13 protein-coding genes are annotated in these 14,441 nt (G+C 54.2%); 11 read left to right on the top strand and 2 right to left on the bottom strand.

Features of this window, described 5'->3' with window-relative positions:
- The first annotated feature begins 178 nt into the window (after positions 1-178).
- From OH144_RS14195 to OH144_RS14145, 11 genes are all read left to right on the top strand, one after another.
- Positions 179-1,444, top strand: a complete 1,266-nt coding sequence (locus OH144_RS14195; RefSeq protein ID WP_266202914.1) for a putative DNA modification/repair radical SAM protein — start codon at positions 179-181, stop codon at positions 1,442-1,444.
- A 99-nt stretch (positions 1,445-1,543) separates the two neighbouring features.
- Positions 1,544-1,675 (top strand): hypothetical protein, encoded by a 132-nt coding sequence (locus OH144_RS14190; protein WP_266202912.1) that lies wholly within the window; start codon positions 1,544-1,546, stop codon positions 1,673-1,675.
- A gap of 36 nt (positions 1,676-1,711) precedes the next feature.
- Positions 1,712-2,488: a TIGR03915 family putative DNA repair protein gene (locus tag OH144_RS14185; protein ID WP_266202910.1), complete on the top strand. Its 777-nt coding sequence runs from the start codon at positions 1,712-1,714 to the stop codon at positions 2,486-2,488.
- 193 nt (positions 2,489-2,681) lie between these two features.
- Positions 2,682-3,050 carry a hypothetical protein gene (locus tag OH144_RS14180; RefSeq protein WP_266202908.1) on the top strand — a complete coding sequence of 123 codons (369 nt, stop codon included), beginning with the start codon at positions 2,682-2,684 and terminating at the stop codon, positions 3,048-3,050.
- Between the two features lie 558 nt (positions 3,051-3,608).
- Complete coding sequence (locus OH144_RS14175) at positions 3,609-5,597, top strand: DUF3857 domain-containing protein (RefSeq protein WP_266202907.1); 1,989 nt, start codon at positions 3,609-3,611, stop codon at positions 5,595-5,597.
- 94 nt (positions 5,598-5,691) lie between these two features.
- Positions 5,692-7,608, top strand: a complete 1,917-nt coding sequence (locus tag OH144_RS14170) for a DUF3857 domain-containing protein (RefSeq protein ID WP_266202906.1) — start codon at positions 5,692-5,694, stop codon at positions 7,606-7,608.
- A gap of 15 nt (positions 7,609-7,623) precedes the next feature.
- Positions 7,624-8,220 carry a hypothetical protein gene (locus tag OH144_RS14165; protein ID WP_266202905.1) on the top strand — a complete coding sequence of 199 codons (597 nt, stop codon included), beginning with the start codon at positions 7,624-7,626 and terminating at the stop codon, positions 8,218-8,220.
- 197 nt (positions 8,221-8,417) lie between these two features.
- Positions 8,418-8,834: an ArsI/CadI family heavy metal resistance metalloenzyme gene (locus OH144_RS14160; protein ID WP_266202904.1), complete on the top strand. Its 417-nt coding sequence runs from the start codon at positions 8,418-8,420 to the stop codon at positions 8,832-8,834.
- Positions 8,835-8,925: 91 nt separating this feature from the next.
- The gene (locus tag OH144_RS14155) at positions 8,926-9,441 is read left to right on the top strand and encodes a GNAT family N-acetyltransferase (RefSeq protein ID WP_266202903.1); all 516 of its coding nucleotides are present in this window, start codon (positions 8,926-8,928) and stop codon (positions 9,439-9,441) included.
- A 3-nt stretch (positions 9,442-9,444) separates the two neighbouring features.
- Entirely contained in the window at positions 9,445-10,068 is a 624-nt protein-coding gene (gene sigZ, locus OH144_RS14150) for an RNA polymerase sigma factor SigZ (RefSeq protein WP_266202902.1), read from the top strand.
- A 642-nt stretch (positions 10,069-10,710) separates the two neighbouring features.
- Positions 10,711-11,199, top strand: coding sequence for a hypothetical protein (locus tag OH144_RS14145; protein ID WP_266202901.1), 489 nt, complete (start codon positions 10,711-10,713; stop codon positions 11,197-11,199).
- 154 nt (positions 11,200-11,353) lie between these two features.
- On the opposite strand, the gene OH144_RS14140 is transcribed toward OH144_RS14145, so the two are convergent.
- Both OH144_RS14140 and OH144_RS14135 read right to left on the bottom strand, forming a co-directional pair.
- A complete protein-coding gene (locus tag OH144_RS14140; protein ID WP_266202900.1) occupies positions 11,354-13,444 on the bottom strand; it encodes a ComEA family DNA-binding protein in 2,091 nt (696 codons plus the stop codon).
- 77 nt (positions 13,445-13,521) lie between these two features.
- Positions 13,522-14,355 carry a PorV/PorQ family protein gene (locus tag OH144_RS14135; protein WP_266202899.1) on the bottom strand — a complete coding sequence of 278 codons (834 nt, stop codon included), beginning with the start codon at positions 14,353-14,355 and terminating at the stop codon, positions 13,522-13,524.
- Positions 14,356-14,441: the final 86 nt, after the last annotated feature.

Below are 14,441 nucleotides of genomic sequence, written 5' to 3'. Positions count from 1 at the left end.
GCTATACAAGCATGTTTAAGCTTATTTGAGGGAGACTAAGTTATACTTAGGTGTGCTAATAAAATTAGTTTATGAACACTTGTAGATAAGTATGTGGATAAAATATTGCTAAGAATATTGGTTTTATACCAGCAGGGCTGGTATCTTTAACCCGTTGAAAGTACAGAAGCCCAGTGGAATGGAAAACAGATTGATAGAGAAGCTAACAATTTTAGCAGATGCTGCCAAGTATGATGTTTCCTGCTCCTCCAGCGGCGGAAAGCGCAGGAACGAGAACAAGGGGCTGGGCAACGCCGAGGGAATGGGTATCTGCCACAGCTACACCGAGGACGGGCGCTGCGTGTCGCTGCTGAAGCTACTGCTGACCAACCACTGCATTTACGACTGTGCCTATTGTGTCACCAGGCGAAGCAACGATGTGAAACGTGCCGCCTTCACAGTGCAGGAGGTGGTAGACCTGACGATCAACTTTTACCGCCGCAACTACATCGAGGGCTTGTTCCTGAGCTCGGGCATCTTCAAAAATGCGGATTATACGATGGAGCGGCTGGTGCGGGTGGCCAAAAAGCTGCGGCAGGAGCACAGGTTCAACGGCTACATCCATCTGAAAACCATACCGGGTGCCAGCGAGGAGCTGATAAAGGAGGCGGGGCTGTACGCAGACAGACTGAGCGTGAACATTGAGCTGCCCTCAGAAGTGAGCCTGCAGCAACTGGCCCCGGAGAAGAGCTATAAGGAAGTGCTGGAACCTATGGGCAGCATAAAGCGGCAACTGGTGCAGGCCAACGAGGAGAAGAAGCTGTTTAAGTCGGCACCGGGCTTTGCGCCGGCGGGGCAGAGCACGCAGCTGATTGTGGGCGCCTCGGCCGAGAACGACCACCAGATCCTGCAGCTCTCGAGCCAGCTCTACAAAGACTACAGCCTGAAGCGCGTGTACTACTCCGGCTACGTGCCTATCAGCAGCGACAACCGCCTGCCGATCACCACGGAGCCGCCCATTATACGCGAGAATCGCATTTACCAGGCCGATTGGCTGATGCGCTTCTACGGCTTTGAGGCCAGGGAGATTGTGGATGAGCAGCATCCGCACCTGGATCTGGACATAGACCCGAAGCTGGGCTGGGCGCTGCGCAACCGCCACGCGTTTCCGGTGGAGCTGAATACGGCAGACTATGAGCTGATCCTGCGGGTGCCGGGCATTGGGGTAAAAAGCGCACAGAAGATCGTGTCGGCCAGAAGGTTTACGCCGCTCCACTTTGAGCACTTGCGGCAGATGGGCGTGGTGCTGAAGCGGGCGAAGTATTTTATCACCTGCCAGACCAAAAGCCTACAGCGTCAGGAGTATGCGTCGGAGCTTATCCGCAGAAAGATATTGTTTGGCGAGGGATCGGTGCGCAGCACCCTGCTCACCCAACAACTGGACCTGTTTAAGCAGGTAGGTTAACAAACAAAGGGAAAGGAAAGCGGCATGAAAGAGCGAAAGAAGAGATCATCTATACCAAGTTATACTTCCAAATCAATCCAACCGAAGAACGTATTAGTCATGAGAAAGAACCAGAAAGTAGCCCGCGTATCTCTGTACTGCAAACTGAACATGCTAGTGCCGCAGCTGCAGAGCCTCTCGGCGCGCGCCAAGGCCGATGCCGCCGACAAAAGCCGCAACACAGGCAAATAACACCGCCTGCTTTTCTGCCCGGTTTATACTTGAGACATGCACTTTTATACCTACGACGGCACTTTTGAGGGCCTGCTGACGGTGGTGTTCGAGGCGTTTGAGCGCAAGGCCTGGCCCACCAGCATACAGCAGGAGCACCTGGCGCAGCCCAGCATGTTCGGGGAGCATATTACCGTGGTGACGGATGAGGAGAAGGCCGGGCGGGTGTGGCAGGGGCTGCAGAAAAAGCTAAGTATAAACGCGCAGCAGGTGCTTTACCACACCTTCCTGTGGGAGCAGCCTGGCTTTGAGCAAATCCTCTTCGACTACATCAAATTGGTGTTTGGCTCCGCGCAAAGTATAGAAGGTAACTACGCGGCACCCTGTGTGCTGCAGGTGCAGCAGGCGGCCAAACAGGTGCACCGCGAGAAGCACCGCATGGAGGCTTTTGTGCGTTTTCAGAAAACGGCCGACGGTTTATACTTTGCCACCATCTCCCCCGACTTCAATGTGCTGCCGCTGATCGTGCGCCACTTCGAGAAGCGCTACGCCGACCAGCGCTGGGCCATTTACGACACCAACCGCCGCTATGGCGCCTACTACGACCTGAGCCAGGTCTCGTTCATAAACCTGGAGCTGCCCCCGCACCAGCGCCATACTTCCCTGGCGGCGGAAGCCAAAGACGCAGAGGAGGATGTGTACCAGCAGCTCTGGCAGGTATACTTTGATAACGTGAACATTCCAGAGCGCAGGAACCCGAAGCTGCACCTGCGCCACATTCCCCGGCGCTACTGGAAATACCTCTCCGAGAAACAGCCCCGGCAGCTGCGCTAAGTATGGCCTGCAAGATGTATGCCTTCTTTTGCACTAAAGTGAGAGTCAAATTGCACTTACTATGAAACCTTTTTCGACTTCTATGCGTTTATAAGTATATATTATAGTTTAAAAGTAGTGCAGGAACCAAGCCTCGGTGTTCTTTACAACGCTCCGGAGTGCTGCCTGTGTAACCTCATTTTATATTCCACAGATGAATTCACGCGTACGAAAGAAACTCATTCAAGTAGCTCGCGGCAGAGCACACCTCATGTCTTTTCAGAACCTTATTTACGAAGCAGAACTCGGCCTGAACCTCGAAAACCCGCACGAAAAGTCCATGCTGACCGAAGTGATAGATGAGATCTCGGAGCGGGAGTATCGGGAGGGCCGCCCGCTGCTCAGTTCGCTAGTACGGGTAAAAGGGCAGAAGAACCAGGGCGATAGCTTTTTCAGGATGTGTGAGCGCCTGGGCTACGGCAACTGGAAAGACCTCAAGAAGAACTCTCAGTTTATAGAAGAGCAGCGCGAAGCCTGCCGGGAGTTCTGGTCCGACAAAAAGAATTTCACGGAGTACCTGTAAGTATAACTCTGTATAACGCATAAAGCAGTGCGGCAGCCTTATTCTATCTGGCTGCCGCACTGCTTTTTTGTTTGCCCGGTTTCCCCCCGTTCATACTTTCCCGCACCGTACCACACTCCTTCACCACCCTGATTTTACGGCCCGTCTTCCGCCAAAATTATAGCAGCTATGCTATGGGTCGCTGTGTTCTGTTTAAGACTTATACAAGGTAAGCCGGCGCCAAAGTATAAAGGAACTACCACAATAGGATAGGCTTTTTCAAAGTGCCCGGAATGCCGGGCCTGTCTTAATTCTCTTCAGGCATTGCTACAAAAGCGTGCCGCAGCCTCCGTAAGTCCTGTTTTGTAACATTCCGTGAAGATCATAGTGAAAAACTGTTCTAAAAAATTTATTGCCTATTTTGAATATATATAAAAATATGGCTTTCTTTATAGGGAATTATAGTGCTCTCCATTTATATAATGCTAACGAGGTAAGCATTATGGCAGGGCGGCTATAAGTTGACAGGTTCCATGAATTGCACAGCCAACACAGTTATCAACTCTTTTAGCATTGCCTATGAAAGCAAATTTTACAAAACTATTTGTACTGGCCCTTGTTCTGGCCGGTTTTTCCCACCAGGCCACCGCACAGGCCGTTAAATTCGGAAAAGTATCCGAAGATGAGCTCAGGATGAGCGCCTACGACAAAGACACCTCCGCCGCTGCCGTTATCCTTTCGGACTATGGCTTCACCCGTATCGAGTACATCGGGGAACTGAAGGTGGTCTTTGAGCGCCAGATGCGCATCAAGATCTTCAAAAAGTCGGGTTATGATTGGGCCGATGTGGTGGTGCCCTACTTCCAGAAGGGCTCTGCCAAAGAGCGGGTAGGCTCGATAAAAGGGTTTACCTATAACCTGGAGAACGGCAAGGTAACGAAGGACAAGCTGGAGAGCAAAAGCATATTCGACGAGCAGGCGTCAGAGTATAGGCACACTAAGAAGTTTACCATGCCGAACGTAAAGGAGGGCTCGGTGATCGACATCAGCTATACCATTACCTCCGACTCAGAGTTTATCTACACCCTCCGCGACTGGGAGTTTCAGCACAGCATTCCGGTGGCCTGGAGCGAGTACCGCGCCCGCATACCGGGGTACTTCGATTACAAGTTCCTGATGCAGGGATACCACAGTTTGTACAAGAATGAGAGCCTGAAGGAAGCCGCCACCGGCTCCGCCAAGGCATCGCCGGATATGCTTAACAACGCCTACGTGTGGATTATGAAGGACGTGCCGGCGCTAAAAGAGGAGAAGTATATCACCACCATCCGCGACTACCAGTCTAAGATAGAGTTTGAACTGCAGCGCGTGCAGTTCCCAGGCGAGGCCCCCCGCACCATGACCGGCGACTGGCAGAAAGTAACCTCAGACCTTATGACGGCAGATAAGTTTGGCGTGCAGCTAAACCGCAGCAGCTTCTTCAAGAGCGAGCTGGCTGCCATCCAGGGCAAGTATAAAAGCCAGCCGGAGCAACTGGAGGCCATTTTCGACCTGGTGAAAAACCGGATGAAATGGAACGGCAATTACGGGGTCTACGCTAATACCACCATCCGCAAAGCCTGGGACGAGCGCACCGGCACCGCGGCAGACATAAACCTGCTGCTAACCTCTATGTTGCTGGAGGCCGGCTTTGACGCCTCTCCTGTCCTGGTAAGCACCCGCAACCATGGGCGCATCAATACGGCCATGTCGCCGATGGTGAGCAAGTTCAACTACGTGATTTCGCAGGTGCAGGTGGGCGATAAAGAGTACCTGCTGGATGCCACTGATCCGCTGGTAACCGTTGGCGTACTGCCGGCCCGCTGCCTGAACGGGGAGGGCCGCCTGATCAAAAAAGAGGCGGGCCGCTGGGTGAGCCTCACGCCGGGCGCAAACCATACCCGGCTTATCAGCGCCAACCTGACCATGAACAGCCAGGGTGAGATCGTGGGTACCGGCCGCGAGTCTGCCGGGGGCTACCGTGCCATAAGCCTGCGCCGAACGATACTGGAGGAAGGCGAGAGCAAGTATGTCGAGCGCCTGGCCAAGGAGGTGGGCGACTTTAAGCTCCTCACCCCGGAGATCAAGAACCTGAACGACCTGCAAAGCCCGGTGGATATCACCTACGGCATCAACGTAAACGGCAGTGGCCGCTCCAACGACATTATCTACCTGAACCCGATGCTGGGCCGTGGCGAGAAGGAGAACCCGTTTAAGCTACAGGAGCGCCTCTACCCGGTAGACTTCGGCACCCCGATAGACGAGACCTATATCTGTAACTTTACCATACCGGAAGGCTACGAGGTAGAGGAGGCGCCGCAAAATATAGCTCTGAGCCTGCCGGAGAACGGCGGCCGCTTTATGTACATGGTGCAGCAGCAGGGCAATACGCTGCAGGTAATGAGCAGGCTGAACATTAACAAGCCGGTGTTCTACGCTGAGGAGTACCCTATCCTGAAGGAGCTCTACAATCGCATCATCGCCAAGCACGCCGAGCAGATCGTCTTAAAGAAAATAGCAGCAAATTAACCTGACGTATGGCTGAAAGGCTGAAGCTTGCCAGGCTATGTGCCGCCGCAGGCTTCGGCCCGCCGCCTTTTACTAGTTTTATAGATGATCGGCTATGCTACGAACGAACAGAAAGTATAACTGGCTCAGCGCCCTGGTGTGCTGGCTGCTGCTGGCCCCGCAGGTGTTTGCCGGCGGCAATGCAACGCTGACTGAGCTAAGCAAGGAGGCCAATGTGGTTATCCGCTCGGAGGAGACGGTGTTCACCGTAAACTCCGTCAGCAGCGGCACCCGGCGCTTCAAGACCACCATTACCATCCTGAACGAGAACGGCGACCACCGCGCCACGCTCTACGTGCCTTACAACAAAATGAGCAAGGTGAGCAGCATCAGCGGCACCTCGTACGACCGGTTTGGCAATCGTATAAAGAAGCTCAAGAACAGCGATATAAAAGACATAAGCGCCATCAGCAGCATCTCAGTGTATGAGGACAGCCGCGTGAAGATTGCCAGCCTGGAGTACAGCGTGTACCCCTACACCGTAGAGTTTGAGTACGAGGTGGCGCAATCGAACATGATGTTTTACCCGCGCTGGCTCCCGCAGAACGAGGAAAACCTGTCGGTGGAGAAAGCCAGCCTGCAGGTGCAGGTGCCAATAAACACCAAGCTGCGCTACCTGGAGCGCAACCTGCCCGAGAAGGCGAAACTGAGCCAAAGCGCCACCCACCAGATCTACACCTGGCAGGTAAGCAACCTGAAGCCGGTGAGCCGCGAGCCCTATGGGCCAGGCTTCAGCGAGTTGGTGCCGATGGTGCTTACTGCTCCTAGCGAGTTCGAGGTGGATGGCTACAGAGGAAGTATGGAGACCTGGAAGGATTTCGGCCTTTGGCAAAATAAACTGAACGAGGGGCGCGGCAAGCTGCCTGCTGAAACGGTAGCCAAACTGCAGCAACTGACGGCAAACGCCAAAACCACAGAGGAGAAGGTGCGGCTGGTGTATGCGTACATGCAGGGCAAAACCCGCTACGTATCCATACAACTAGGCATTGGCGGCTGGCAGCCATTCGAGGCAAGCTTTGTCGACAGCAAGGGCTACGGCGACTGCAAGGCGCTCTCTAATTATACCCAGGCCATGCTGCAGGCCGTGGGGGTGGAGTCTTACTACGCGCTGATAAACGCCGGGGAGGGCACACCGGATATAAGAACCGACTTCCCGAGCAGCCAGTTTAACCACGTCATCCTTAGCGTGCCGATGGCGCAGGATACCATGTGGCTGGAGTGCACCAGCCAGACCGAGGCAGCCGGCTACAACGGCAGCTTCACCGGCGACCGCCACGCGCTGCTCATCACACCGGAGGGAGGAAAACTGGTGAAGACCACCGCGTACGGCGCCACCGATAACCAGCAGATCAGAAGAATACACGTGAAACTGGCCGAGACCGGCAGCGGCACCGCCACCGTGCGCACCCACTACACCGGCATACAGCAGGAAACCCGCGACAAGGTTATTACCTACCGCAAACCAGAAGACCAACGCAAGTGGCTCTACGAGAACACCTCGGCCCCGCCTTTTGAGATCAGCAAGTATAGCTTTACCCAGAAAAAGGAGCGCGTGCCAAGCGTAACCGAGGAACTAGAGCTGAGCCTGCGCCAGTGCGCCACCCTGAGCGGCAAGCGTATGTTCATTAGCCCGAACCTGATGAGCAAGTGGACGCATGTGCCTAACCAGAAGGAGAAGCGCCTGACCGATGTGGTGCGTACGCTGGCGTACCTGGATGTGGACACGGTGGAAATAGAAGTACCGGCTGGCTACTCGGTGGAGTACCTGCCGCGCGCAATACAGCATACATCCGTGTTTGGCGAGTACAGTGCCTCCGTGAAGGTAGACGGCCAGCGCATAACTTACATGCGCCGCATGCAGATGCACAAAGGCCGTTTCACACCCGAAACGTACACCCAACTGGTGGAGTTTTATAACAATGTGATCAAAGCTGACGCGGAGCAGGTGGTATTCGTGAAGAACCTGCAGTAAGCTGGACCCTCTGAGGTGAAGAAGATGAGAAAGATCATACTTGCAATGCTTGTTATCGGGTTGTGTGCCGGCTGTATGCACCAGAACAAGTTCGGGGAGTTTGGGGAAAAAAGCGGGCGCCTGGAACTGAGCATAAGAGACAATCCTGAACAGGATTTCCGGTTTGGCGACTGCTTTCTGTACCGGGAGGGCGAGGAGCGGTATATGCTGATCGTGACGGGGATGCATCCGGGGGAGTTTACTACTTTTATGCCGGTTGCCGTACCAGCCGTGGATAGTATAGATGAGTTCTCGGTGGGCAAGTTTATGGTAAACTATTACTCCCGCGAACCCGGAATGTTCGACAGGCTGCTGGGTGGGGAGGCACAATATGGCGGCTTCGGCTTCTCCGTTTTTCCGGAGGATCTGCCCCAGATAGCCCGAAACCTGAACTACCTTTTCACGGTGAACCTGAGCCCGGGGAAGATAAAGGAGTTTGGCAGCACGGCCCTCACCACAGATTACCCGCTGGGTTATACCATCCGGTTTTGCCTCGACTTCGAAAGCATGCAGCGTAATGCGCCCGACAGACCCATGGTAGCAAAGCTACCGTTAGAGAACTTGTGTATGTAGGCCTTGCTACAGAATGGTTTCCCTGCCCGGGAGGCCAGGTTTATACTTTAGGAGGCAAAGGAACCTTAATCCCGCTAGTGCGCACTGGCGGGATTTTTTAGCGGTACCAGAAAATATTTCTCAGAAAGCTGCGTCTTTTCAGAAGTGGCTCCGTCATCAGGGTGTAACAAGAACAAAACATCTTAAGAGACAGAGCCATGAAAAGATTTCACGTAAACGTAAGAGTAAAAAACCTGGAGGAATCTACCGCCTTCTATATTGCTTTGTTCGGCACTGAGCCGACCGTGCTGAAACCCGACTACGCCAAGTGGATGCTGGAAGACCCGCGCGTAAACTTCGCTATCTCGCATCACCCGGAAAACGCCGGCATTGAACACCTGGGCATACAGGCTGAGAGCGAGGAGGAACTGGGCGAAGTATACGGTCGCCTGAAAGAAGCCAAAGGGGCCATCCGGGAGGAAGGAAAGTGTACCTGCTGCTATGCCAAGTCGGAGAAGTCGTGGATCACGGACCCGCAGGGTGTGGACTGGGAAGCGTTTTATACTTTCGGAGAGTCCACAGTGTATGGTGAGCCAGTAACAAAATGCTGCCCAGAAACCTCCGATGCCATTTAGTACAGAATAGACTACGGAAAACAAAACCAGCAGCAGGTATACTTTCATACTTGCTGCTGGTTTATATTTACTCCTGCTATAGGATCGATCTATGAAAACCGCAACTCAACATGCTGTGCTGCTAACAGAGATGCTGTCGGAGCACTACCCGCAGGTAAGGGAAATTTACGTACTAGGAATTGCCACCAACAACGCTACCCTGGAGACCAAGGCCCCGGCATGGGAAGAATGGGACAGCAAGTACATGAAGAGCTGTCGCTTGGTGGCCCTGGCTGAAGATGGAATTGTGGCAGGCTGGGGTGCGCTTACGCCGGTTTCGGGCAGGTGCGTGTACAGCGGCGTGGCCGAGGACAGTGTGTACATCCACCCGGAGTATAAAGGCAGAGGCATTGGCAGACTGCTGTTGCAGCGGCTGGTGCAGGAGTCGGAGCTGGCGGGCATCTGGACCCTGCAGGCAGGTATACTTAAAGAGAACGAGGCAAGTATAAAGCTGCATGAGCAGTGCGGGTTCAGGATAGTAGGTTTACGGGAGCGGCTGGGGCAACTGCACGGCCAGTGGCGCGACGTTTGCCTGATGGAAAGAAGAAGTAAGATCGTAGGTGTATAAAATATGGAGAATTGCTGCATCAACCCCACCACCCATTTGCTGCAGGATAGCTGCGCGTCTGTGGCTCCTGTGTTTTTAGCGTACGAGGCGCAGCTGCGAGGTTTTGTGCAGAAGCGTGTAAAGGATAAGGAGGAAACGAACGAGATTTTACAGCAGCTCTACCTGAAACTACACAAGAACTGCGTGCAGTTGCAGGAGGTGCATCACCTGAAAGCCTGGCTTTACCAGGTCACACGTAATACTGTGCACGACTTTTTCAGGGAGAATGGCCGAAGACAACCCTTGGAAGATGAGGCAGAATTGTTCGAACCGGAGGACCTAACGGAGCGAAACCGGCAGGAAGTGGAGGCGTTGGTGGAGCCGCTGATAAACCTGCTGCCCGTAGAGTATGCGGAGGCGCTGCGCCTGAGCGAGCTGGAGGGCGTGAGCCAAAAAGAGATTGCCGAGCGCCTGGGGATATCCTATTCCGGTGCCAAGTCCAGGGTACAGCGGGGGCGCGAGAAGCTGAAGCAGCTGTTCCTGGAGTGCTGCCACCTCGAGCTCAGCCATGACGGCCAGCTGCTTGAAGCAGAAGTAAAGGCTGACTGTAAGGCGCTGCAGGAGCCGGAGAGTTGCTGTGGGAAGTAATCCAGTTATACTTTATTATGGCGCCAGCGTCCGCTTGTGTCGCCTATACTTTCAGAAAAGCTACCGGCAAGGATTAGTTGCGAACTGTTCCTACGAGAGGTATAAATTCCCCCTACAAGTATAAACCCACCCCTGAGAGCTACGCTCGCTAGCTCAAAACTCGCGTTATGGCTAGTCCAGAGGAGGGGAATTGTTCAGTATGCTATTATCATCCCCCTACCCCCTTCCAAGGGGGACTTTTGTTCCTACTCCGTCAGCAGCGGCTATCGAATCTGATCCCAGCCTTTGGGTTGAGCGCCTTGTGAGATCCGGTGCCCGTTAAGGGCATGCCGAGCGAGAGCGAGGCAAGGAGGGAACACAGCGCGATGCCCTTATCGAGGGCCCCTACCCCCAAGACGAGCCCGCTCGGGCTGGAGAGCTCCAAAGCCAGAGGTGAAACAAGTCGGTTGTAAAGCCGTGGATGAACAGCAGCTAGCAAGGATAGCTTGGTTCAAGCAGAAGGAAGCTGTGGCTGTGGAAGTATAAAGTGTAGTTTAAATTTAATACATTCATCATGGCGTAAGCGTCCGCTTGTACCTTTTGCACTTACAGGATGCAACTGTTTCCAGAGTAGTAGGGTCTCATCTTTAAAAGTTTATACTAATGAAATTCAGCAAGTCACTTTTTGTTGGTTTGCTCCTCTTGCTCTGCGGCTGTCGCGATGAGACTTTCGACCAGGAGCCTAGGGAGGGTTGTGAAATGGACAAGGTTATAAAATCAAAAGCGCCTGCAAAGGCAGCAATTGTTGGGAAGTGGGAGTGGGTGGAAACGACTTATAGTTCCAGAGGTGCCGAAAAGGTTACAGAGAATCCACTGACAACGAACAAGACTGTTGTTTATGAATTCGAGCGCGATACGCTGAGTGTTTACGAGAATGATACCCTCGCTGAGAAGCTGGCATATGAAATAAGGCATTGGGGCGAAGGGACCAACACAGTGGATGAGCAGCTAGTAATCATACTTAGACGTGCAAAGACAGGAGAGCACCTGGGAACAAGCATCATGTTCCTGAGCACCGCCTCGACATGCCTGAGACTGGTGAACTCTTACGATGATGCTGGGGGAGACATGCTTTTTAAGAGAGCAGATTAAAAGCCCCCTGACAGCTGCACGAGTAGGGAAGAGCACTATCACACCAAGTTATACTTGTTTCCGTTTATACTTACGTCTGGCGCAAGCGCCTACTTGCGTCTCAATTGCCTAGCATGGAGCAGAAGGCTCGTAACTAGTAACCAACAATCAACAACTAAAACTTATACCGCACCTGCACCTTCACATCCGATCTTCTCGGCCCCTCAATCGTCTCCAGACCGCTGCCTATACTTTCCTGATCACGGTAATGCGTGAGGCCATACTTTACCCATACATCCAGGTCGCGGAGCGGGCGCAGCTGCAGCAAGGTATAAAACCTGGTGCCGCGGCCGCTGAAGGCAGGTATGGAGAAGGCGTAAAGCACGTCGCGCTCATAGGCGTATTGGCGGGTATCATAGCTGTCGGTGTCGAAGAGGGCGTAGCGGGTGCTGAGGCGGATCCTGTCGAACGTAAAATTCAGATCCTGCGAGACAAAGTAGCCCGTTTGCTGCGGCGATTCCTGCTCGTAGGTGCCAAACTGCACCCGTGTTTTCAGGTTGAGCGTGCGGGTGGGCGAGGTTTCGAAGTATAACAGGTAATTCCGCCGCGCGGCCTGCGCCACATAGTCCATGGCAGTGGTATTGCCGCTCAGGTTGCGGCCCTTGCTTTCGTGCCGCATCTGCGCGTAAAGGCTGCTCTGGCGGTTGGGGCGAAAGTATAGCCGCACCAAATACTCCTCCCCATGGGAGGGGGCATCCACCAGGTAGCGCAGCCACGGAAACCTGAACCGATCGTAGTAAGCGGTAATTTCCCACCTGGAAAACGGCTTTATCTTGATGCCGGTGTAAAAGCCCTGCTCGTTGATGTTGCGAGTACCCTCGCCGAAGGCACTGCCATAAAACGTATGGAAGTCGCGGGCGTAGTAGCGGTACAGCATCGACATCTCTACTTGCCTGGACAAATTAGCCACCAGCCCATTTATGCTTCCGAGGCCGCCGCTCTTGCTCATGGCTGTCTCGCCAAACAAGTATACATTTTGCCAGGTGTAGCTGTAGTTGGTGCCCAGGTTGTAGTTGTGGGTGCCGCCAAACTCGAAGCGCTGGTAAGGTGCCCCGGCTTTCCGAATAGCAGAGTTATACTGTGTACCCAGTGCCGTAATGCCTAGAGATAACGTTTTGTCTGCGGACCGGTACTGGGCGCTGCTGCCGTAGACCTGCTCCCGCACGGCGTCTTTGTTAGCCAGCTCGGTGGGGGTGCGGTGGAAACCGGTGGTCTGGATGCCGGTGAAAAACTGCTGTTCCGTGTCCAGCGTGTCGGGCTGCGCCTGCAGGTTGGCGTCTACCAATTTGTTCGAGTAGAAGGCTGTTACATCCACCTTGCCCAACGAATAGGTTACCGCGCCGCCGCGCATGAAGGCGTACTCCAGCACGGAACTGTATGGCCGAATACCCAGGTTTGGCCTGCTCACGGTGGTAATGGTCTCGCCGCCCTTGCCCACGCTGTAGCCTGAAGACAGCAGCAGCCCCTGCCCGAACTGCAGCTGGTAATCGCCCAAGGCAATGGTTTTGAAGCGGCCTTTGTTGTAGAGCTGCAGGTGCAGGGTATAAAAGTCGAAGCCATAGCGGCGGGTGGCGGGGCTCCAGGTAAAAGCTTCGCCGGCGTCCTTCTCGGCGGTGATGCCAAAGCTGTAGTCGCGGGCGTGGCTGATGCGGTAGCGCAAGTATAATTTCTCCGGCGAGCCCAGGTAGCGGGTGGTGGAGCGGCTGCTGGTGTCCACCGAAGTATAGCCGCGGCGCTCCTGCAGCGTGCGCTCATAGCGAAGTATAAGCGCGTTATTATCCTCCCCGACCATGCGCTGCCACAGCGGTCTTGCGTCAGCCTGCAGCCCCGCATCACGCACCTGCACGAAGGGCAACAGGCGGTAAATAGTGGGCAGGTCGAAGCCCGGGATGGCCTGCAGCTCGTAAATGCTCAGCAACTCCCCGTTCTCCTGCAGGTAGTTAAAGTATGATACGATTTGCGGGCGCGAGAGCAAGTATAATGAGGCCAACTCCTCGGGCGTGGTGCGGTTTAAATTGATGGGGCGCTGGTAATACTGGAAAAGCGTTTCGTAGAGGTCTTCGTAGCTGATGTTCTCATCGTCCTGCTCGGCAAAAAGCTCCTGCACCAGCAGGTCCAGGTCGATGTTCTGGCGCGGGTAGTCTTGCGCCAGCAGCGGAGGCAGGCAAGGCAGCACACAGCAAAGTATAAGGAAGCCTTTTCTCATAAGCTCTTATTGCGTATCACGACAGAGGACTATTGTACAGATAAAGCATAAAGTCCCCTCACTCCTCAACTCTCTAGCTATCTCCCCTCCCTCTTAAAAGTATAGCCTATCGAAAGGTGATGGCTGTTGCCGATGGGCGTGGTGGAACCGAAGGCGTAATCTACCTGCAGTTGCCGCGCTTTGAAACCCGCGCCGAAACTGAGGCTGCCGGTAAGGGCACTGAAGCCGGAGCGAAGTATAAACTTCTGCTGCAGCAGCGCGTATTCGGCGCCGGCCTTAAAGTCAGCGTCATGGTCTATGCTTTTCTCTGTTTCGGCGGCTAACAGCAGGTGGGTGGTGGGGCGGTAGGAGAGACCGGCTTTCATCACGGTGGGCAGGCGCTCATCCTCGAAAGAGGCCATCCTTGCCTGGTTCAGGTTATAAGCAAAGGCGCCAACGTATAGCCCGGGCACCACCTCGCCCTGCATTCCTGCCGAAAGCGCCACCGTTTTCTGGCTGCCATACCCCTGCACGGCTACCTGCCACACATCGGCTTTCGCTCCCAGACTGAACTGCCCCAGCTTGTGAGCCACCCCCAACCCGGCATGCTGCTGGCTAAAGAGCGCATCCCCGAACCGGCTCAGACTCAGCCCATAGGTGCCATACTTTTGCGTGGGGAGAACGGCCTGCAGGGCCACTGTGGTGAAGGCGCGCTCCCCAAATCTGTTCTCCGCGTATCCGCCAATGGCCGGTACGGCCATGCTGGCGATACCCGCCGTGTTATTGGCCACTGCCCACACATCCGACACCGTTACCGAAGCGTTGCCCATGCCAGCCGCGCGTGCCCCGAAATTGCACAGTTGTTGCGCCTGTGCCCCAGCTTCCCAAAGTATAAATACCACAAAAAGTATAAGCGTAAGGTGTTGCCTCATAGCTTCAGGTTTGGAGTTCGCTACCTGCTGTAGTACCGCTATAGAATACTATTTAAAGTATAAGATATTGAGTTATAGTGATTTTT

The organism is Pontibacter kalidii (assembly GCF_026278245.1).
Taxonomy (GTDB): domain Bacteria; phylum Bacteroidota; class Bacteroidia; order Cytophagales; family Hymenobacteraceae; genus Pontibacter; species Pontibacter kalidii.
Note: the sequence above shows the minus strand (reverse complement) of the source record. Positions and strands in the feature narration are given on the sequence as shown.